Origin of the sequence: Leclercia sp. UBA1284, from assembly GCF_002308415.1 — a bacterium.
GTDB lineage: Bacteria > Pseudomonadota > Gammaproteobacteria > Enterobacterales > Enterobacteriaceae > Enterobacter > Enterobacter pneumoniae.
On record NZ_DBUS01000006.1, the window covers coordinates 2,007,338 to 2,026,952 of the forward strand.

General features: G+C 57.6%; 17 protein-coding genes and 1 riboswitch. Of the genes, 2 read left to right on the forward strand and 15 right to left on the reverse strand.

Annotation, left to right across the window (positions count from 1 at the left end; all coding sequences use genetic code 11):
• Positions 1-8: 8 nt before the first annotated feature.
• The 8 genes from B3511_RS12905 to thiM all read right to left on the reverse strand — a co-directional run bounded on the left by B3511_RS12905 (position 9) and on the right by thiM (position 8,655).
• Positions 9-872, reverse strand: a complete 864-nt coding sequence (locus tag B3511_RS12905) for an ABC transporter ATP-binding protein (protein WP_040074857.1) — start codon at positions 870-872, stop codon at positions 9-11.
• On the reverse strand, positions 844-1,749 hold the full coding sequence (locus B3511_RS12910; RefSeq protein WP_286782691.1) for an ABC transporter permease: 906 nt from the start codon (positions 1,747-1,749) through the stop codon (positions 844-846). Before B3511_RS12910 ends, B3511_RS12905 begins: the two co-directional genes overlap by 29 nt.
• On the reverse strand, positions 1,746-2,783 hold the full coding sequence (locus tag B3511_RS12915; protein ID WP_046884775.1) for an ABC transporter permease: 1,038 nt from the start codon (positions 2,781-2,783) through the stop codon (positions 1,746-1,748). The genes B3511_RS12910 and B3511_RS12915 overlap by 4 nt, the downstream gene beginning before the upstream one ends.
• The gene (locus B3511_RS12920) at positions 2,780-4,396 is read right to left on the reverse strand and encodes an ABC transporter substrate-binding protein (protein ID WP_040074854.1); all 1,617 of its coding nucleotides are present in this window, start codon (positions 4,394-4,396) and stop codon (positions 2,780-2,782) included. Before B3511_RS12920 ends, B3511_RS12915 begins: the two co-directional genes overlap by 4 nt.
• Positions 4,397-4,429: 33 nt before the next feature.
• The gene (locus B3511_RS12925; RefSeq protein WP_263617274.1) at positions 4,430-5,584 is read right to left on the reverse strand and encodes a mandelate racemase family protein; all 1,155 of its coding nucleotides are present in this window, start codon (positions 5,582-5,584) and stop codon (positions 4,430-4,432) included.
• Between the two features lie 267 nt (positions 5,585-5,851).
• Entirely contained in the window at positions 5,852-6,904 is a 1,053-nt protein-coding gene (fbaB, locus tag B3511_RS12930) for a class I fructose-bisphosphate aldolase (protein WP_040074852.1), read from the reverse strand.
• Positions 6,905-7,087: 183 nt separating this feature from the next.
• Positions 7,088-7,888 (reverse strand): bifunctional hydroxymethylpyrimidine kinase/phosphomethylpyrimidine kinase, encoded by an 801-nt coding sequence (thiD, locus tag B3511_RS12935; RefSeq protein ID WP_207292076.1) that lies wholly within the window; start codon positions 7,886-7,888, stop codon positions 7,088-7,090.
• The gene (thiM, locus tag B3511_RS12940) at positions 7,885-8,655 is read right to left on the reverse strand and encodes a hydroxyethylthiazole kinase (RefSeq protein ID WP_286782694.1); all 771 of its coding nucleotides are present in this window, start codon (positions 8,653-8,655) and stop codon (positions 7,885-7,887) included. The genes thiD and thiM overlap by 4 nt, the downstream gene beginning before the upstream one ends.
• A gap of 36 nt (positions 8,656-8,691) precedes the next feature.
• Positions 8,692-8,788: riboswitch (TPP riboswitch) on the reverse strand.
• Between the two features lie 354 nt (positions 8,789-9,142).
• Between thiM and B3511_RS12945 the strand changes: the two genes are divergently transcribed.
• Together B3511_RS12945 and B3511_RS12950 are read left to right on the forward strand one after the other, a co-directional pair.
• Positions 9,143-10,528, forward strand: a complete 1,386-nt coding sequence (locus B3511_RS12945; protein WP_040074848.1) for a diaminobutyrate--2-oxoglutarate transaminase — start codon at positions 9,143-9,145, stop codon at positions 10,526-10,528.
• An 18-nt stretch (positions 10,529-10,546) separates the two neighbouring features.
• Positions 10,547-12,013 carry a pyridoxal phosphate-dependent decarboxylase family protein gene (locus tag B3511_RS12950; protein WP_040074847.1) on the forward strand — a complete coding sequence of 489 codons (1,467 nt, stop codon included), beginning with the start codon at positions 10,547-10,549 and terminating at the stop codon, positions 12,011-12,013.
• 37 nt (positions 12,014-12,050) lie between these two features.
• Here the strand turns inward: B3511_RS12950 and B3511_RS12955 are convergent, their stop codons facing one another.
• From B3511_RS12955 to B3511_RS12985, 7 genes are all read right to left on the reverse strand, one after another.
• Entirely contained in the window at positions 12,051-12,554 is a 504-nt protein-coding gene (locus tag B3511_RS12955; RefSeq protein WP_046884770.1) for a protein disulfide oxidoreductase, read from the reverse strand.
• Positions 12,544-13,143, reverse strand: a complete 600-nt coding sequence (locus B3511_RS12960; RefSeq protein WP_212477770.1) for a DsbA family protein — start codon at positions 13,141-13,143, stop codon at positions 12,544-12,546. The genes B3511_RS12955 and B3511_RS12960 overlap by 11 nt, the downstream gene beginning before the upstream one ends.
• Entirely contained in the window at positions 13,143-15,149 is a 2,007-nt protein-coding gene (locus B3511_RS12965; protein ID WP_286782696.1) for a protein-disulfide reductase DsbD family protein, read from the reverse strand. Before B3511_RS12965 ends, B3511_RS12960 begins: the two co-directional genes overlap by 1 nt.
• A gap of 48 nt (positions 15,150-15,197) precedes the next feature.
• Positions 15,198-15,542 (reverse strand): copper resistance protein, encoded by a 345-nt coding sequence (locus B3511_RS12970; RefSeq protein WP_212477820.1) that lies wholly within the window; start codon positions 15,540-15,542, stop codon positions 15,198-15,200.
• A 113-nt stretch (positions 15,543-15,655) separates the two neighbouring features.
• Positions 15,656-17,857 (reverse strand): polysaccharide biosynthesis tyrosine autokinase, encoded by a 2,202-nt coding sequence (locus B3511_RS12975; protein WP_040074841.1) that lies wholly within the window; start codon positions 17,855-17,857, stop codon positions 15,656-15,658.
• Positions 17,839-18,315 carry a protein-tyrosine-phosphatase gene (locus tag B3511_RS12980; RefSeq protein ID WP_046884766.1) on the reverse strand — a complete coding sequence of 159 codons (477 nt, stop codon included), beginning with the start codon at positions 18,313-18,315 and terminating at the stop codon, positions 17,839-17,841. Before B3511_RS12980 ends, B3511_RS12975 begins: the two co-directional genes overlap by 19 nt.
• On the reverse strand, positions 18,306-19,442 hold the full coding sequence (locus B3511_RS12985) for a polysaccharide export protein (protein ID WP_286782699.1): 1,137 nt from the start codon (positions 19,440-19,442) through the stop codon (positions 18,306-18,308). The genes B3511_RS12980 and B3511_RS12985 overlap by 10 nt, the downstream gene beginning before the upstream one ends.
• Positions 19,443-19,615 lie beyond the last annotated feature (173 nt).

The window sequence follows — 19,615 nt, forward strand, 5'->3', positions numbered from 1 at the left end:
GCCCCTCCCTATTCGCTGAGCCAGCTGGCCTGACGTTGCAGCACCGGCAAGACCGGGCGGCGATGGTTAATTTCCGGCAGGGCATCGATCAGCCCCTGGGTATAAGGATGCTGTGCATTGTGCAGCTCGCTGGCGGCGATTGACTCCACCACCCGCCCGGCATACATCACCAGCACCCGATCGCAGAAGCTACGGACCAGGTTGATGTCGTGGCTGATGAATATCAGCCCCAGCCCGCGCGACTGCACCAAATCATCCAGCAACCCCAGCACCTGTAAGCGCACCGAGACGTCCAGCGCCGAGGTCGGTTCATCGGCAATCACCAGTTCGGGGTCGGTGATTAACATCATGGCAATCATGATGCGCTGCCCCTGCCCGCCGGAGATCTCGTGCGGGTAAAGGTGATAGACCCGCTCCGGCTGGCGAATACGCACGACGTCGAGCATCTCAAGCACTTTGGTTTTGGCCTCCGCCTTGCGGCCGGGGTGGTGGGTAAGCCATGCCTCAGCGATTTGATCCCCCACGCAGACCACCGGATTGAGCGAATACTTTGGGTCCTGCATGATCATTGAGATGCGTTTGCCGCGGATCGCACGCATTTGCGCCTCGCTGACGGTGCGTAAATCCACATCGCCAAACTGCATTTTTGTCGCGCTAATCCGCGCCTTTGCCGGGTGCAGACGCATCAGCGCGCGCCCAACGGTAGATTTTCCGGAGCCGGATTCGCCGACAATCGCCAGCTTCTCGCGCCCCAACTGGAAGGAGACGCCGCGCACCGCGTTGGTGACCGCACGTCCGTTGATAAAATCGACGTGCAGATCGCGCACATCTAACAGCGGCGCATCAGGCGCTGCGAGGATCGAGGATGTCACGTAAGCCATCTCCTAAGAAGTTGAACGCCAGACTGTTGATTAAAATCGCCAGCCCCGGGATCGTTACTACCCACCAGCACTCCATCATGTAGGTCCGGCCGCTGGAGATCATCGCCCCCCACTCCGGCTCTGGCGGCTGTGCCCCCAGGCCAAGGAAACCGAGCCCGGCGGCGGTCAGAATGATGCCGGCCATGTTCATGGTGATACGGATAATCACCGACGGCAGGCACAGCGGCACAATGTGACGCCAGAGGACACGCACCGGGGAAGCGCCCTGTAAACGGACGGCGGAGATGAAATCGGCCTGCCGTAAAGAGAGCGTTTCAGCCCTGGCGAGGCGGGCAATCGGCGGCCAGGCGGTGATCGTAATCGCAATGACCACGTGCTCCAGCCCAGGCCCCAGCGCGGCAACAAACGCCAGCGCCAGAACCAGGCTCGGGAAGGAGATAAAGATGTCAGTTACCCGCATCAGTACCGCATCCACCTTGCCGCCAAAATAGCCGGCGGTCACGCCCAGCAGTAGCCCCAGCGGGCCGACCGTGACCGACACCAGCAACACGATATAAAGCGTGATTCGCGCGCCATACACCAGACGGCTAAAGATATCCCGGCCAAATTCATCGGTACCGAACCAGTGCTGGCCATTAGGGGCCACCAGGGCGTTATTGAGATCCTGCACCAGCGGGTTATACGGGGCGATCCAGGGGGCAAATATCGCCACAATCAGCAGCAGCAAGATAATCCCGCCGCCGATCGCGGTAAGGGGGTTGCGCACCATCTGGCCAAGAAAGCCCACCATGCGTGAAAGTGAACGTTTGATACGCTGGCGGCTTTCCGATTGCCCCGCCCCCAGCGGCGTATCCAGAGAAACGGTCATGATTTCGTCCTCGGGTCAAAGAGTTGATACAGCATGTCGGAGAGCAGGTTGAGCATCACAAAGATTATCCCTACCAGCAGCACGCAGCCCATTACCGCATTCATATCGCCCAGCAGCAGACTGCCGGTAAGATAAGAGCCAAAGCCAGGCCAGGAGAAGACGGTCTCAATCAGGACGGCCCCTTCCAGCAGCGAACCGTAGGCCAGCGCGACCACGGTTAACAACTGCACCAGGATATTACGAAACGCGTGGTTCCAAATAACCTGCCGCTCGGTTAACCCTTTTACGCGGGCGGTGATAATGAACTCCTGCGACAGCTGCGCCAGCATAAAGCTACGGGTCATACGGCTGATGTAGGCCAGCGAATGAAAACCCAGCAGTGAGGCAGGTAGCACCAGGTGGTTAATGGCATTCCAGAATACGGCGCTGTTACCCGCCAGCAGGGCATCGATGGTCATGAGTCCGGTACGGCGCGGGACTAAACCGTCCAGCCCCAGATCCAGACGTCCGGCGCCCCCCACCCAGCCAAGCCAGGCGTAAAACAGTAGCAGCCCCATCATTCCGACCCAGAAGATGGGTGTGGAGTAACCCGCCAGGCTGATTATGCGCACCACGTAATCGGAAACACTGTTGCGCCGCGCGGCGGCCAGAACGCCCAGCGGAATACCCAGCCCTGCGCCGACAATGATCGCCATCGTCGCCAGCTCCAGCGTGGCCGGGAAGACGCGTAAAATATCGTCCAGCACCGGCTTACCGGTCAGCAGCGCATTCCCCAGGTTGCCGTGCAGCAAGTTGTTCAGGTAGATACCAAACTGCGTCAGCAGAGATTGATCAAAACCTAGCTGCTGATAAACCTGCTGATAGGTGCTGTGGTCGGCATCCGGGCCCACAATCGCCAGTACCGGGTCCACCGGCATTACCCGACCAATAAAGAAGGTGAGCACCAGCAGGCCAAACAGCGTGATCAGCACCTGAGTCACCCGCTTTGAGAAGCGCCGGGTACGGGAGCCCGACGCGAGGATCGCCACACTCATTGTTCACCTCCGGTTTTATAGACTTCACGCAGGAAGGTGGTGGCCGACGGATGCGACTGGAAGTTTTTCACTTCGTTACGCACCACTACCGAATCCACCATCTGTGACAGCGGGATCAGCGCCGGCATCAGTTGGTCATAGCGCACCTGGATCTGCTGATAGTCGGCAATCTGTTTTTGCGGATCGCGCTCCAGCAGCGCCTTGTCGATCATCGCGTTGAGCGGCTTATCGTAGAAGCTGGTGCGCCAGCCCTGGAAGTTGGTCAGCCGCGCTTCGTCGCTGTTGTCGGGGTTATAGACCAGCGCGCGCAGGCTGGAGTGTGGATGAGGCTCTACGCCGCTCCCCCCACGCCCGACCAGCATGTCGAATTTGCGCTCGCGCATGGCACCATAAATCTGGTTCCCGGTACCGGTAACGATTTTGGCGTTGATCCCCGCCTGCATCAGGGTGGACTGCACGGCGATGGCAATATTCAGGAAGGGCTGATCCGCCAGCACGCGCAGGGTAGTGTCGAATCCTTCCGGATACCCTGCCTCTGCCAGCAGTTTTTTAGCGCGCGGGATATCCAGTTTATAGCCGGGATCCGGCAGCGTGGAGGGCATCCCCGCCTTGATGGGCCGCTGATGCAGTACGCCGTAGCCCGGCATCAGCGCTTTGTTGATGCCCTGATAATCAATGAGGTAGCGCACCGCCTCGCGCACTTTCGGATTGGCGAAATGGGCCTCTTTCATGCTCATCGCTACGTAGTAAACCGTCCCTTTCTGCACGGCCTCTACCGTCAGCTGCGGATCCTTACGTAAGGCATTGATATCGGCCACCGCCATATTGTTGGCAATGTCGAGGTCGCCCTTTTCAATCATCAGACGCAGGGTTTGCGACTCCTGGAAATGGCGCAACACAATGCGATTCATTTTAGGCGCGTCTCGCCAGTAGTGCGGATTGCGCTGCATACGCAGCACATCTTTTGCCTGCCAGGTCTCCAGCATAAAGGGGCCGGAACCCGCTTCGTTCGTGGTGAGCCAGCGGTTGCCCCAGTCGTTATTCACTTCATGCTGTTGCACGGTTTTGCTGTCGAGCACGCCGAGGTTGCCTAGCGCCCCGAGAGAGTAAATCACCAGCTGCGGGTCATTGGCTTTCGGCAGGACGATTTGCACGGTGTAGGCATCTGGCGCACTCACCTGCTGATCAATGTTTTTCTTGCTAAAGCCGTAGGATTTCCACACCGAGGCCTGGGCCAGATTCAGGTGCAGCAGGCGACGCATCGACCAGACGACATCCTCGGCGGTAAGCGGGTTACCGGAATGAAAGGTGACGTTATCGCGCAGATGGAAGGTCAGGGTTTTGCCGTCCGGGGCAATATCCCAGGATTTCGCAAGGGCCGGTTTCACGTTGGTGAGTTGATTCGGATCCAGCTCCACCAGCGAATCATAGAGATTGACCACAATACCCACCACTTCGTTTCCGGTCATCGCCGCCGGATCGAGCGTCAGCAGGTTGTTCATATTCATGCCGATGATGAGCTGATCGGGCGGCGTTTTTGCGTACGCCGCCCCGCTCCCCATCATCAGCGAGAGCGCGAGCAAGCACGCGCCGGCTAAGGGAGATCGTTTCATGTATATATCGCCTGTAGGGTACGTTTTTATTTGTCAGTCGTGGCTGACGGTATTGGCTTCGATATATGCAAAATTAATGTCTTCGCCCAGTCCCGGACGGTTTGGCAGGCTGACCATGCCGTCGTCGTCCATCGGGTCGACCAGGCTGTTGAGGTACGCCGCGGGCTCCTCATAGTCGAGGAAGGGGTGCAATAAACCGCGCTCATACCAGCGGCAGTTTTTGATTGCCCCAATCACCGCCAGGCTTGCCGCCCCGTTGCCATGGACTTCGCAATCCATACCAAACGACTCGGCCAGGTGGGCCACCTTCAGGGTTGGCGTAATACCGCCCACGCCATTTGACCCGGCGCGCAGAATGTCGCACGCCCCTGCCTTCACCCAGTCGGCACGGCTGTGATGTTTACCGCCCAGGCTCTCTGGCCCGATGATGGGGATAGAGAGATTCTCTGCCAGCCAGACGTAGGAGGACATGCTCTCCTCTTCCATCGGCTCCTCAAACCAGGCGAAGTTAAGCTTTTCCAGCTCTTTACCGATGTACAGCGCTTCGGTCCGGCTATACCAGTGGTAGCCGTCGATCATCAGATCGATATCCGGCCCCACCGCCTCACGCACGGCGGCGCAGGCTTTGACATCCATTTTGGGGTTCGGGGCGAAGGAGACCGGCGGCATCCAGGTGTGTAGCTTGATCGCCTTGTAGCCGCGCGCTACCAGTTTTTCGGCAAAGCTGGCGTACTCCTCCGGGGTGGAGAGGCCACCCGGCAGGTCATCACCGCACATGGTGCTGCCGTAGGCCGGCACTTTATCGCGATAACCGCCCAGCAGTTTCCACACCGGCATATTCAGTTTGCGTCCAATCAGATCCCACAGCGCCTGTTCAACGAAGCCAAGCGCACGTTCGCTAAGCTGATGGGCACTGCCGCGCTGCCAGTGCGCCAGGTCTTGCCAGATGCGCTCGCGATTAAACGCATCCTGGCCGATCATCACCTTGCGAAAGAAGGTGTTGACCACAAAAGGGCGCACCACTTCCGGCGGTGCAAACGCGTGCCCTTGGGTGCCATCGTCTGCGGTAATCGTCAGCATTGCCATTTTTGCCAGGCTCTCTGGCCCCGGGTGCGAATGCCCGGCGGTGTCAGAGACGCGGCGCGTGGGATACTGGAAGACGGTGACATTGACAGATTCGATTTTCATTTTCAGTCCTTAAAACTACAGAGGTTCAGAGCGACTTTGTATTTTGAAAAGCTGTTTCGAAAGTAACTTTAAGCGCAAAATTCGTCCGCTGCCTTAGACAAATTCCGCTAAGCATCGGCCATTTTTTGGGCATATGCACGGCAACGAGTGACAGTTTTCACAAAAGACAGGTGAACTGTGAAGTCGATCGGGAAGGATGTTTGAATGAAATGAAAAGCAGTTTCGAGCAACCCTCTTCCCGTCGGGAAGAGGGTCTGGAGAGGGGTATCAGGCGATGGTGACCTTACTGTCCAGGTAGACATCCTGCACGGCATTAATCAGCTTCACGCCGTCGGCCATCGATTTCTTAAAGGCTTTGCGGCCCAGAATCAGCCCCATACCGCCCGCACGCTTGTTGATAACCGCCGTACGTACCGCGTCGGCCAGGTCGGTCTCGCCGCCTGCGGCACCACCGGAGTTGATCAAGCCTGCGCGGCCCATATAGCAGTTCGCCAGCTGGTAACGGACCAGATCAATCGGGTTATCGCTGGTCAGCTTGCTGTAGACCCGTTCGTCGGTATACCCGTAATTCACCGCCGTATAGCCACCGTTATTTTCGGCCATTTTCTGCTTCACGATATCCGCCCCAATGGTGGCCGCCAGGTGGTTGGCCTGGCCGGTAAGGTCGGCAGATACGTGATAGTCGGTGCCCTCTTTTTTGAACGCATTGTTACGCAGATAGGCCCACAGGACGGTGACCATCCCCAGCTCGTGCGCACGTTCAAAGGCGCTTGAGATCTCTTCGATCTGGCGACGCGACTGTTCAGAGCCAAAGTAAATGGTCGCCCCTACCGCCACGGCCCCCATATTGAAGGCTTGCTCCACGCTGGCATACAACGTCTGGTCATATTCCGTAGGATAGCTCAGGGTTTCGTTGTGGTTGAGTTTCACAAGGAAAGGAATGCGGTGCGCATAGCGGCGCGAGACGGAGGCCAGCACGCCATAGGTGGAGGCCACGCAGTTACAGCCCGCTTCGATCGCCAGTTCCACAATATTCTTCGGATCGAAATAGAGTGGATTAGCGGCAAACGACGCCCCGGCAGAGTGTTCCACCCCCTGGTCTACCGGCAGGATAGAGAGATACCCGGTGCCGCCAAGACGCCCGGTGTTATACAGCGTCTGCATATTGCGCAACACCGCAGGCGGGCGGTTGTTATCGATCATCACGCGATCGACGTAATCGTGGCCAGGCAGGTAGAGGTTGTCGGCTGGAATGGTCATACAACGGTGCTGTAACAGGCTATCGGCATCTTTGCCAAGCAGCTGCGTAATATCAGTCATAACTTTGCTCCCCTATGTGCCGACGTCATGTCGGCGCGTGTCATCCGGACCCATGTTTTTATGGGCAGGGTAAGCCTGGTCCCGACTGAACATCTTTGCCACTTTTAAGACCGATTTTCAGGACAATCTGCTGGCACGATTCGGGTACGGCAGCGTGACACGCCGCCGTTATGCACTCTCGCCCTACCACCAGGCGTGGAAATGGTGGACCGGGCCGATGCCTTGCCCGACTTCCAGGGTATCTGCCTGGGCCAGGGCGCGGGAGAGCCAGTGCTTAGCCTCCTGTACAGTGCTGGCCCAGTTCTCATGGCGGGGCCGCAAGGCCGCCAGCGCAGCCGAAAGAGTACAGCCGGTCCCGTGCGTGTTTTTGGTGTGTACCCGTGGGGCGGTGAAGCGCAGTTCGCCGTCGCGCGTAAACAACCAGTCGGGACTTTCTGCATCATCCAGATGACCGCCCTTCATTAACACGGCCTCGCAGCCCAACGCCCGTAGCGCTCTGCCCTGCTCTTTCATCTCTTGCTCGCTGCGCGCATGGGGAGCATCGAGCAGCGCCGCAGCCTCCGGCAGGTTCGGCGTAATAAGCGCGACCTGCGGCAACAATTTGTTGCGCAGGGTCGCAACCGCCGAGGGAGAGAGCAGCGGATCGCCGCTTTTCGCCAGCATTACCGTATCCAGCACCACGCTCTTGACCTGATGACGCCGGAGTTGTTCCGCCACCGCTTCCACAATATCCGTCTCTGCCAGCATGCCGATTTTGGTAGTGTCGATGCGAACATCACTGAAGACCGACTCCAGCTGCGCCGCCACAAAATCGGGTTCGATGCGGTAGACCGACTGCACCCCACGGGTGTTTTGCGCCACCAGCGCGGTAATGACCGAGCAGCCGTAAGCTCCCAGCGCCGAAAAGGTTTTCAGATCGGCCTGGATACCCGCTCCACCGCTGGGATCGGTGCCGGCGATAGTCAGTGCATTAATCCGTTTCATGCCGCCCCCTCCAGGTGCCAGATGGCATCAAGGAACGCGGTGGCGAAGCTGCCGGGCCCCTGGCTTGCCTGAGCGGCTTCGCTTCCGGCACGTTTCATCAGGCCGCAGGCCGCAGCAACGTTATCAAGCCGATCGCCAGGCAGGGCACAGCTGGCCGCCACCACCGCAGAGAGCGCGCAGCCAGTTCCCACCACGCGGGTCATTAACGGATCGCCGCCGGTGACCTCCTTCGTGCGCTGGCCATCGGTGATGTAATCCACCTCTCCGGTCACGGCCACGATGGCGTGCGTCTGCCGCGCCAGCGCCTGCGCCGCAGGCAGCGCGCTGCTGGCGGTATCGGTGGTATCGACCCCGCGTCCACCGGCGCTTATACCGGCGAGGGCCATAATCTCAGAGGCATTGCCGCGAATGGCGGCGGGTTTGAGCGCCAGCAGCTGTTGGCAAAATTGCGTGCGAAACGCCAGTGCGCCTACGGCTACGGGATCTAAGGTCCAGGGCTTACCCGCTGCCCGCGCGCTCTCGACGGCCAAACGCATCGCCTGCGCACGGGGCACCGTCAGGGTGCCGACATTGATCAGCAGCGCATCGGCAATCGCAGCGAACTGCTGGGCTTCTTCGGCCTCGATCACCATTGCGGGCGAAGCGCCAAACGCGAGCAGTACGTTGGCGGTGAAGGTTTGCACCACATCGTTCGTCATACAATGGGTCAGCGGTGCGCGGGCGCGGAAGTGGTTAATAAGAAGGTGTTCGGGCAGGTCAGGCTGCATGTTATCGCTCCTGCCTTGCGTGAAGAAGCGATAGCCGTGAAGGGCATCTGACTTCCCTACGCTGGCATTATCCAGATCAGGTGGTACGGGTATTTCTCAGCCTTCACAAAGAAGGGCACCCCGAGTCATTTAAATCATTACGTTGCAATTACTGTGCGTAAATCGCTATTCAGAATACTGCCTCTGCGGCGCTGAAATCTACTGATTTAACGTTTTCGCCTATTTCCGTTGCGCTTAACTGATTTTGTAAAGGTTCGGTAAAACTGTCAATTTGCACCTCATCAGACCACCCGACAACCCCAGGTACCATGCGGGTTTCGCGTACCTTTCTGCTATTTATGTATCCAGTAATAAAACGTTAAACAATTAACCATTGAGCCCCACGAAAAAAGGCTCTATATTGGCCGCGATTTTTGCCACGTTTCTCATTTTTCTTAACTAATGATTCAATCGGGGCCGCCTGACGTGCCGCGGTTGTAGGAGTGATATGATGACGGATAAAGTCCGTATTGATACTTTGAATGCCTCTACTTTCAATAAATCCAACGAGACCTACCTGGCCCGTCAGGCCGAAATGGAATCCAATGTCAGAAGTTATCCGCGTAAACTGCCTTTAGCGATCACAAAGGCGGACGGCGTATGGGTAACGGATGCGGATAATAAAGAGTATCTTGATTGTCTGGCAGGCGCCGGTACCCTGGCGCTGGGTCACAACCATCCTGACGTACTGAAAAGCATCCAAAGTGTTATTACCAGCGGCTTGCCGTTACATACCCTGGATCTGACAACGCCGTTGAAAGACGCGTTCTCTGAATACCTGCTCTCCCTGCTGCCGGGCGAAGGCAAAGAGTACTGCCTGCAATTTACTGGCCCATCCGGTGCCGATGCCGTTGAGGCAGCGCTGAAGCTGGCGAAAAAAGTCACCGGTCGTAGCGGCATCATTAGCTTCTCGGGCGGCTATCACGGCATGACTCACGGTGCACTGTCCGTGACCGGTAACCTCTCTCCGAAAGAAGCGGTTGACGGCATGATGCCTGAAGTTCAGTTCATGCCTTACCCGCATGAGTACCGCTGCCCGCTGGGTATTGGCGGTGAAGCTGGCGTGAAAGCACTGACCTACTACTTCGAAAACCTGATCAACGACGTTGAGAGCGGCGTGCGTAAACCTGCTGCCGTGATCCTGGAAGCCGTTCAGGGCGAAGGTGGCGTGAACCCGGCGCCGGCCGAGTGGCTGCAACGCATCCGTAAAGTGACTCAGGAACACGGTATCCTGCTGATCCTCGACGAAGTGCAGGCAGGCTTTGCCCGTACCGGTAAATTCTTCGCCTTCGAACACGCGGGTATTGAGCCAGACATCGTCGTGATGTCAAAAGCAGTGGGCGGCGGTCTGCCGCTGGCCGTGCTGGGTATCAAAAAACAGTTCGATGCCTGGGCTCCGGGTCACCATACCGGTACCTTCCGCGGTAACCAGCTGGCGATGGCAACCGGTCTCACCACCCTTAAGATCCTGAAAGAGCAAAACATCGCTGACAAAGTCGCTGCACAGGGTGAATGGCTGAAAGCGAAGCTGGTTGAGCTGCAGAAGCGTTATCCGGTTATCGGCCACGTTCGCGGCCTGGGCATGATGATCGGTATTGAGATCGTTAAGCCAAATGAAGCCGCCGATCAGCTGGGTTGCTTCCCGGGCGATGGCGAGCTCTCTGCCCTGATTCAGAAGAAGTGCTTCGAAGCGGGTCTGATTCTGGAGCGCGGTGGCCGTAACGGTAACGTTGTGCGTCTGCTGCCTTCTCTGCTGATCAGCGATCAAGAGCTGAACGTATTCCTGGATAAATTTGAGCAGGCGCTGCTTGCTGCGGGCGTTCGCCCGGCTTAACCGAAGACGAGAGATAAGATGTCAGATGTAAACCCGATTTTGTCGTCCTCGGCGCAAAGCATTGAAGCCTATCAGCAGGCGATTTCGCAGAGCACCGAAGCGGTAAAGCAGTGGCTACAGCAGCCGGAAATGTACAAAGGCAGAACGGTCGCGGAACTGCGTGACCGAATCCAGCTGGATTTCAGCCCGCAGGGGCTGGGCAACGAAGCCGCTATTGCGCGCGCCGTTGAATACTTCCTGAAGGACAGCCTGGCCGTGCATCATCCCCAGTGCGTTGCACACCTGCACTGCCCGAGCCTGGTGGTGAGCCAGGCGGCGGAGATCCTGATCAACGCCACCAACCAGAGCATGGACTCCTGGGATCAGAGCCCGTCCGCCACCATCATCGAGATGAAACTGATCGAGTGGCTGCGTACTCAGGTGGGCTACCAGGCTGGCGACGCGGGTGTCTTCACCAGCGGCGGCACCCAGAGCAACCTGATGGGGCTGATGCTGGCGCGTGATGCTTTCTTCGCGCGTCAGGGCCACTCCATTCAGCAGGATGGGTTGACAGGCGATCTGCGTAAAATTCGCGTTCTCTGCTCCGACAGCGCCCACTTCTCTGTGCAGAAGAACATGGCGCTGATGGGTCTGGGTTACCAGTCCGTACTGCAGGTGAAAACCGACCAGTACGCGCGTATGGATCTGAACGATCTGAAAGCGAAGCTGGCGCAGTGTGAAGCCAACGGCGAGCAGGTGATGGCGATTGTAGCCACCGCCGGCACCACCGATGCAGGGGCCATTGACCCGCTGCGCGAGATTGCTGAACTGGCGAAAGCACAGCAGATTTGGGTGCACGTGGATGCCGCCTGGGGCGGCGCGCTGCTGCTCTCTGAAAAGCATCGTCACTATCTCGACGGTATTGAGCTGGTTGACTCCGTCACGCTCGACTTCCATAAGCAGTACTTCCAGACCATCAGCTGCGGTGCTTTCTTGCTGAAAGAAGCGCGTCACTATGAGCTGATGCGTTACCAGGCCGCTTACCTGAACTCTGAGTTTGACGAAGAAGCAGGCGTGCCTAACCTGGTCTCTAAGTCGCTGCAGACGACCCGTCGTTTCGACGCGCTGAAGCTGTGGATGAGCCTGGAAGCGCTGGGACAGAAGACCTATGCCGCGATCATCGATCATGGCGTAACCATGGCGCAGGACGTTGCCGCCTGGGTTGATGGCCATAAAACGCTGGAGCTGGTCATGAAACCGCAGCTGGCGAGCGTGCTGTTCCGTTTCCGCCCTGAAGCGGCCATGGACGACGCGGCAATCGCGCTGCTGAACCAGAAAATCGGTGATGCGCTGCTGGAGTCTGGCCGCGCAAACGTCGGCGTGACCGAGCACAATGGCATCACCTGCCTGAAGCTGACGCTGCTGAACCCAACGGTGACGCTGGAGGATGTCAAAGTCCTGCTGTCGCTGGTTGAGCGTACAGCGCTGGAAATTCTGGCGAAGTAATCTCCGGCCCGGCAGGCATAACCTGCCGGGCTTTTTTTTAGCGCCCCGCCCACCAGAGGCGAAGCTTCATTCCCCAGTAGCTGCTCCAGCCGGTTGTCGTACCGACTACATTTCCTTTCGACACTATCACCAGCGTTGGCGTTACACTCACTTGCCACTGGCGTGATAGCGCCCCGCTCGCGTCATTCACTACCGGCATGGTCAGGCGTTTCTTTGCCATCCAGCGCGACAGTTGTCCGTCATCCCCCGAGCGCAACGCGACGCTCAGAACGTTGCCGCCCTCTTGCGTTAGCCTTTCAACCGCAGGAGTGGTGTAGCGGCAAATGGCGCACCAGGTCGCCCAGACGTAAATCAGCAAAGGGCGCTCCTCGCTGAGGGCGGCGATATTCATCTGCGCACCCTCCAGCGTCTCAACAGAGGTAGCCGAAAACCCGGCGGGCAGGACCGGCTTTCGCAGCTGATCCATCCCCCATACCGTTGCGATAACCATCAGCAGCAGAATCAGAAGCTCGCGCGCCCAGCGGCGTAGTTTACTGCGCATCGCTTTTCGCCAGCTGTTCTTTGACCAGCGCCTCCAGATCCGCCTGAGGAATCGCCCCGGCGACCATTTGATCGCCAATAATAGTGGCAGGCGTTCCCTGAATGCCCAGCACCTGCGAGAGAATCAGGTTCATTTGCAGACTCTGCTGGCTTTTCGCATCGGGGGTGATCCCCGTCGTGGCTGTCTTTTGTTGAGCAGCCAGAATGGAGGCCGCATCATGATTGCCCTTCTTCGTCATTAATCGCTGGTGTAACGCCCAGAATTTATCAGGCATCGTGCGCCAGGCCGTCAGCGCCACCCGTGCCGAGGCCATTGAGCTTTCGCCGCGGAAGGGTAAAAGCTTCACAATCAACTGCACGTCCGGGTTGTCGTGGACAATTTTCTCGAGCATCGGGTCAAATTTTTTACACCACGGACAGTTGTAATCGGTGAAGCTGACGATAGTCAGGCGGGGATGCTTTGCCCCCATTCGCGGACTGTCGGGATCGTTAAAGATCAGCTCATCCAGCTGCTGGTTGGCATCGGGTTGCTGCTCAGCCATGCTGACGGCAGAAAAACAGAACAGGAAAATCATCATCCAGTAACGCATTAGTGCTCTCCTTTAGCGGCAGACAGTGCGTTCAGCACCCCTTCGCGACTTAACAGCGCAGGCAGAATGGTGCCCTGCGGCTGAGCCGGACCATAAATCTGATTAAACGGAACCGCCGCGCTCTGACGGCGTGTCAGAAACTGCGAGACAGTATCGGATGGTCGACTCCAGTCACCGCGCAGGGCAACCACATCCGGGGCACTCAGTGCCTGTTGTACATCGTCACGCAACAACACATTGTATTTATTGGCTTTACAGGTTACGCACCAGTCAGCGGTAACATCGACAAAGACCCGTTTATTGGCCGCCAGCGCGTCGGTGATGGCCTGCTCGCTCAACGGCTGCCAGGCAATACGATCTTCCACAACGGCACCGGTCGTCTGCGAGGTCAGCCAGTATCCCGACAATGCCATCAGCAGTGCCAGCGCGGTGGCGGCAAGGGCGCCGCGTCGCTGGTAGCGTCGCCAGACTCCCACCAGCAGGAGCACTAACACCAGCGTCAGTACACCCCACGTCGCCTTACCGATATGCAGCCAGAGCAGCGAGATAAGCCACACGGCGGAGCCCAGCATCATCAGCCCCAGCACCACGCGCAGCGTATTCATCCAGCGTCCGGGGCGCGGCAGGCGGCGCGCCAGTCCCGGCCAGGCGGCAATCGCCAGCCACGGCAAGCTCATACCGATCCCCATGGCGAGGAAGATCCCCCACAACTGTACCAGCGGCGCCACCAGCGCGACCGACACGGCGGTGCCCAGGAACGGTGCGGTGCAAGGAGTGGCGAGTAAGGTGGCGAACGCCCCCTGCCAGAAATGTCCTGCCAGACCGTTGCCGCCTCGCGTGGCCAGCGAGGTGGTAATGCCAGAGGGTAAGCGGATTTCAAACAGTCCCAGCAGGCTGGCGCTGAACAGCACCATCACCAGCGCCATAGCGGCGATAAACCACGGATTCTGGAACTGAATCCCCCACCCCAGCGCCTGGTTGCTAAGACGCAGAAACGTCATCATCAGCGCCAGTGCTAAAAACGACACCACAATGCCGGCCACCGAGGCGAGAAACTGGCCGCGTACACGGCTTCTGGTCTGCCCTTCCACCTGCAATACCGAGCCCAGTTTCATAGCCAGTACCGGCAAGACGCAGGGCATCAGGTTGAGGATAAACCCGCCCAGGAGCGCCATCGCCAGTACCGGTAAGAGGGACGACGTTGTCACCTCGGCTTCACCAATGGTGGTTTGGCTCTGCTGGGCCAGACCACCGTCGGCCAGTACCAGAGATAGCGTTTTGCCACGCAGATCGGGCGCCGCCTCACCCCAGCCGTCCGTGACCGGCACGGTCGCGGTCAGCGTTTCGCCCTGAATCTTAAAGGTCGGGCGCGCAAAATCCGCGTCCTCAATCCCATCGAGATAGAGCGCGGGGGCGTGCCAGCCAGCGTCGCGGGTGGCGGTTACCGTCAGTTTGCCGGGGGCCCAGGCTGCCTTCAGCGAGGAGGTCAGCCCGTCTTCCCGCGGCAGCGTACCCATCGCTTTGGTGAAGTCATAAGTAAACTGACGCTCTGTTGGCCCACTCAGGTCGAGGGAGAAGGGATAGTCGGTCAGAATACAGACATCGCTACAGGTCGAGAGCGTCAGCACACCGGACAGGGTGTCCGGCATCTTGCCTTTCACCACCAGCGGGAAGGTCACGTTACCTTGATAGCCCTGGGTGGCGATCCCCGCCACGTCAAAGCGCTGGGGTGTGGGCCAGTACCACTGCACCGGGAGCGGCGTTTGCCAGGCAATGGAGGGGGCAATTCCGCCCTCGCCCGGGGATCGCCAGTAGGTTTTCCAGCCCTTTTCCAGGGCTACGTCCAACAGCAGGTGTGTCTCTCCCGCCTCAGCGGGTTGGGCACGTAAACGCACGCTGGCGTGATCGTTATCGGCAGCGCGCAGCCAGCCGCTATCGGCCGCCCAGCTTACGGGCAGCCACAGTAATGCCAGGCAGACTAAAAGCCGCCTGAAAACAGTCAACATAGATTTTCTCCGTAAATGATTAATTAACCTGGAACAACAGGCGATTAATCACTCACGGAAGACGCATAAGCGGAGATGCACCCTGAGCCGGGGCGGAGAGATAACGCGAGGAGGCCAACGCCGTTGATGCCTGACCGGCTGAGGAGTGAGGACGACCATCAGCAACGCCAGGGCAAAGAGCGCACCTTCAAACATAATAGGTGGCGATGCCAGCAAGGATTTGGCACTCAGTTCACAAGGGGTGACAGGCGGTTCAACGTCGGACTGCTGGGTAACGAGCGGAGCTTTCATCGCCAGCGCGTGCAGGCTTGCCATGCGCTGTGCGCTGCAAACCAGCACCACCAGACATGCCAGCACTACCAATAATATCGCTTTCCGCTGCCGCTTAATCATCATTGCCCCTTTATTCACGACGCTTATCTTAACGGGCTTAAACCATTTGGCAACGATAATGCTGTAAAGAAGTTTAGAGAACCGCTGCACCCTGTCAGGTGCAGCGGTTAGGATCAGGGATGCGCGGTTTTACTGTGCTGCGGGTCTTTACTCTTTGACGCGGTATAGGCATAGGCGTCGTAGCCGGTGCTGTAGTGGTTAACCAGAGATTTGACCACGTCGTTAAGTATCGCCCCTTTGATGTTCACCCCCATCTGTTCGAGACGACGGACGCTGGTGACCATCTCCTTCACGCTGGTGATGTTATGGCGCGCAACCAGCAGCGTCGATGCCGCCATACGCCCGACCATGGCGGCATCGGTGACCGCCAGAATCGGCGGGGTATCGACAATCACCATATCGTAATTCTCGCTGGCCCAGTGCATAAAGGCCTTGAAGCGCGAGTGCATCAACAGTTCGGAGGGGTTCGGCGGATAATACCCGCAGGTGACCACATCGAAATGACCGTCCTCGTAGGTCTGCACCGCCTCGTCGAAGGCGATTTTGCCGGACAGCAGTTCAGAGAGGCCGCGCTCGTTTTGTAGCGCAAAAATGTTATGGACATAACCCTTACGCATATCCGCATCAACGAAGAGGACACGTCCGCCAATCTGCGCCACCAGCGCCGCCAGCGAGGTACTGACCAGCGTTTTACCGCAATCCTGCGAGGGGCCACTGAACATCAGGATGTTATTATCAGCGTCCATCATTGCAAAGTGCAGGCTGGTGCGCAGACCGCGTATCGCCTCAACAAAAATGTCCAGCGGCTTGTCGACCGGCAAAAAGGGAACATTAACAATTTTATGCCGGGTACGGTTACGCCAGAAATCAAAGCTACGCAGATGCGTTTTACTGCTCAGCCATTCTGAACGGGGCAGCGTTGCGTAGACGGTAATGCCCTGGTTTTCGAGTTGCTCCGGCGAAATAATCCCCTGGCGAATTGCGCTACGTGCCAGTATCCCTCCCGAGGAGATCAGCAACCCGAGCAGGGTGGCAAGAACAACAATCAACCCTTTGCGCGGCTGCACGGGGTCAGGCTGCGCGACCGCCGAATCGATAATACGGACATTGCCGATCGTGCTGGAACGAGAGATATCCAGCTCCTGCTGACGGGTAAGCAGTTGCAGGTAGATCGCGCGCCCCGAATCCACGTCCCGACTCAGCCGTAAAATCTCCTGCTGGGTGGATGGCATCGTTCCGACCCGCTTATTCAACCGCTCACGCTCCTTTTCCAGCGTAGCCCGTTTGTCCCGTAGCGCACGATAAGTAGGGTGATCCTTTTTGAAGTGCTGTGAAACTTCCGCCTCGCGGAAGGTCAGTTCGTTCAGCTGATTATCGACATTGACAATCTGCTCAAGGACCGATTTAGCCTCCAGCGACAGATCGACCGAATCCCGCTTTTTGCGGTAGTTGTTCAGGCGACCCTCCGCTTCATCCAGCTCTCCGCGCACCTTCGGCAACTGTCGCTTCAGGAAGGCGAGACTTTGTGAATCCTGCGCGGCCTGACGGTCGATATTCTGCTGCAGATAATTATTGGCAATTTGATTAAGCGTAGCCGCAATGGCGCCTCGCTCAGGGCCGGTTAAACTGAGTTCCAGTACCCCACTCTCTTTGCCCTTTTCGACCACACTAAAGCGTTTCGACAAGACGTTGATCGCCTCAAGCTGCGTTTTCTGGCTGATTTTAAAGCGAGTACCGACCGGGGCGCGCAATTCACGCACCCGCAGCGCGACGCCCGCCTTCTGCACCAGTTTCCCCGGGGTGCCATGCACGTTGATATCAATGCCTTCGAGCAGGAACTCGCCATTTTTCCCGGCGGTCAGGGTCAGGGGGGAGTGCCTGGAGGGCAACATCAGCCAGTCGAGCTTCAGCACGGGCGTCTCCTGGCCTGTCAGCCGGGCCAGACCATTGCCAATGAGCGGGAAACGCACCGGGACGATCTCATCGCGCAGGCGTAAATCATCGACGGTTTTACCCAGAATCATCCGCGATTTCAGCAGCTGGATTTCTGCCGTCGAGTCTGGTGAGGCATCCCCCGACAGCTGAGTGATCGATTTAAGGAGATTATTTTGCTGCTTTTGTTCAATTTGAATGATCGCATCGGCGATATAGACCGGCGAGGCAAAGAGTGCATACAGCAGACCGCAGGTTGCGCAGAGCAGCGTGAAACTCAATATACAAACGCGATGATCGATCAATTCGCTGAGCAGGCGAGCCAGATCCAGCTCCTGGGTTTCCATCCCGTAGCCAGACTGATTTACTGTTTTTGACGACATGTTGGTAATCCCTTAACTGTGAGCCGGCTGGCCCATTCCTGACTCGCCTCGCTTAACAGGCGAAAAACATACTCAAACGCATCCCGGCTCTGGCCGAACGGATCCGGGATCTCCTGTCCCCCCTGCCATTTACCGTACAGTAGCGCTTTGCCGCGCACCTCCGGCGCGATTTGCGAGATGCGGTTGATTTGCGCCTGCTCCATCGCAAGAATCAGATCGTGCTGCTTAAGCATGGGGGCGGTGACTACGCGCGCGACATGGTCAGCAAGCGAAATGCCATGCGCCGCCGCCACTGCCAGCGCCTGAGGGTGAACGGGCCGTCCGTTCAATCCACTGATGCCTGCCGAGCTGACGGCGATCTCAGGCATCTTCTGCTGTAAAAGCCCCTCCCCCATCGGGGAGCGGCAGATGTTTCCTGTACACACCACCAGAATGGTTTGGATCCGCATTATGGCCACGTCCTGATGGAATGAACGGTTTCAGTCAGATCGTGGATACCGGTGATTGTCGGTACCAGCTGTTTCACGACGCGGTTCCAGCGAGCCAATGGCGCCGTAGTGACATAGACGATGTCGTAAGGCTGCAGCTCAAACTCCGTGGCCAGAACCATGGCCGACGCGTCGCGCGCTTTCAACTGATAGATATTGGCAATTTTGCTCCCGGGCTTTTTCTCAGTCGTCGAGCGAATCACAAAAATGCCGGTAGCATCCGCCAGATCCTGGTTAATACCGCCCGCATTACCCAGGGCTTCCGCCAGGGTCATACCGCTGCGATCCATCTTCAGCGTGCTCTGTTTCACCACTTCCCCCATCACAAAGACCTTGAGGGCATCATTACGTGGAATAAAGAGGATATCGCCGGCGCTAAGCAGCCGGTTCTGACTGAGATCGCCATGCTGCATTAACGCATAGAGGGAAATCACGGAATCTATGCCGTCATGGGTCAGCACCACGTTTCGCCAGTCGGCATCCACAGAGAGACCGCCTGCCGCGTTAATGGCATCCATCACGGTCAGCGGAATATTGGTGATAGGCTGTTGGCCCGATTTTGCGACTTCACCCGTGACATAGGCTTTTTGCGAGCGAAACGCCGCGACGCTGACATCAACCTGTGGGCTTTCGATAACCCGCTCCAGCCGCCGGGTGATCTCACTGCGCACCTCTGCCAGCGTTTTCCCGGCTACGTGCAGCTTGCCAACGTAGGGATAAAAGAGCGTGCCATCCGCTCCTACCCAGTTGCCGGTATCGCTGGCGCTACGATATTGCCCGGCAGGCGTGGTGAGCTCCGGGTGATCCCATACGGTGATCATCAGAATGTCACCGGTGCCGATCCGGTACTCCCACTTTTTAAGCTGTTCGTCGAGTCCAGGATTTGCCTGAGATTTCAGGCTGGCTGGACGCAACTGTTCAATCACAGAAGGGGTAAGTGGCCATATTTCGACTTTTTTGCTTATATCGTCGGAGGAATCAACGGTGTGGGCTATCTTTTTCCCATTCGTTTTAAGATGTTGCCCCGGAATATTAACGCAGCCTGTTAACAACCCTGTTGTAATAAGTAAAGTCCATATACGTATTTTAGCTTTCATTAATAATGACGCCCTGAAATTAATGTTGATACACCCGACAAGCCCGGCATTGCTGATTTGTAATAACTAATTAATATTTATAGATTTATGAGGCATCGAAACGGTATGATCCGTCCGACGAAAGTATGCTGATATTATCTGAAATATAAGCAGTGAGGAAAATCCAATAACCT

Coding starts and splice junctions, on each gene's coding strand:
- B3511_RS12910 (WP_286782691.1), bottom strand. CDS start 1,749: ATGACCGTTTCTCTGGATACGCCGCTGGGGGCGGGGCAATCGGAAAGC.
- B3511_RS12915 (WP_046884775.1), bottom strand. CDS start 2,783: ATGAGTGTGGCGATCCTCGCGTCGGGCTCCCGTACCCGGCGCTTCTCA.
- B3511_RS12920 (WP_040074854.1), bottom strand. CDS start 4,396: ATGAAACGATCTCCCTTAGCCGGCGCGTGCTTGCTCGCGCTCTCGCTG.
- B3511_RS12925 (WP_263617274.1), bottom strand. CDS start 5,584: ATGAAAATCGAATCTGTCAATGTCACCGTCTTCCAGTATCCCACGCGC.
- fbaB (WP_040074852.1), bottom strand. CDS start 6,904: ATGACTGATATTACGCAGCTGCTTGGCAAAGATGCCGATAGCCTGTTA.
- thiD (WP_207292076.1), bottom strand. CDS start 7,888: ATGAAACGGATTAATGCACTGACTATCGCCGGCACCGATCCCAGCGGT.
- thiM (WP_286782694.1), bottom strand. CDS start 8,655: ATGCAGCCTGACCTGCCCGAACACCTTCTTATTAACCACTTCCGCGCC.
- B3511_RS12945 (WP_040074848.1), top strand. CDS start 9,143: ATGATGACGGATAAAGTCCGTATTGATACTTTGAATGCCTCTACTTTC.
- B3511_RS12950 (WP_040074847.1), top strand. CDS start 10,547: ATGTCAGATGTAAACCCGATTTTGTCGTCCTCGGCGCAAAGCATTGAA.
- B3511_RS12955 (WP_046884770.1), bottom strand. CDS start 12,554: ATGCGCAGTAAACTACGCCGCTGGGCGCGCGAGCTTCTGATTCTGCTG.
- B3511_RS12960 (WP_212477770.1), bottom strand. CDS start 13,143: ATGCGTTACTGGATGATGATTTTCCTGTTCTGTTTTTCTGCCGTCAGC.
- B3511_RS12965 (WP_286782696.1), bottom strand. CDS start 15,149: ATGTTGACTGTTTTCAGGCGGCTTTTAGTCTGCCTGGCATTACTGTGG.
- B3511_RS12970 (WP_212477820.1), bottom strand. CDS start 15,542: ATGATTAAGCGGCAGCGGAAAGCGATATTATTGGTAGTGCTGGCATGT.
- B3511_RS12975 (WP_040074841.1), bottom strand. CDS start 17,857: ATGTCGTCAAAAACAGTAAATCAGTCTGGCTACGGGATGGAAACCCAG.
- B3511_RS12985 (WP_286782699.1), bottom strand. CDS start 19,442: ATGAAAGCTAAAATACGTATATGGACTTTACTTATTACAACAGGGTTG.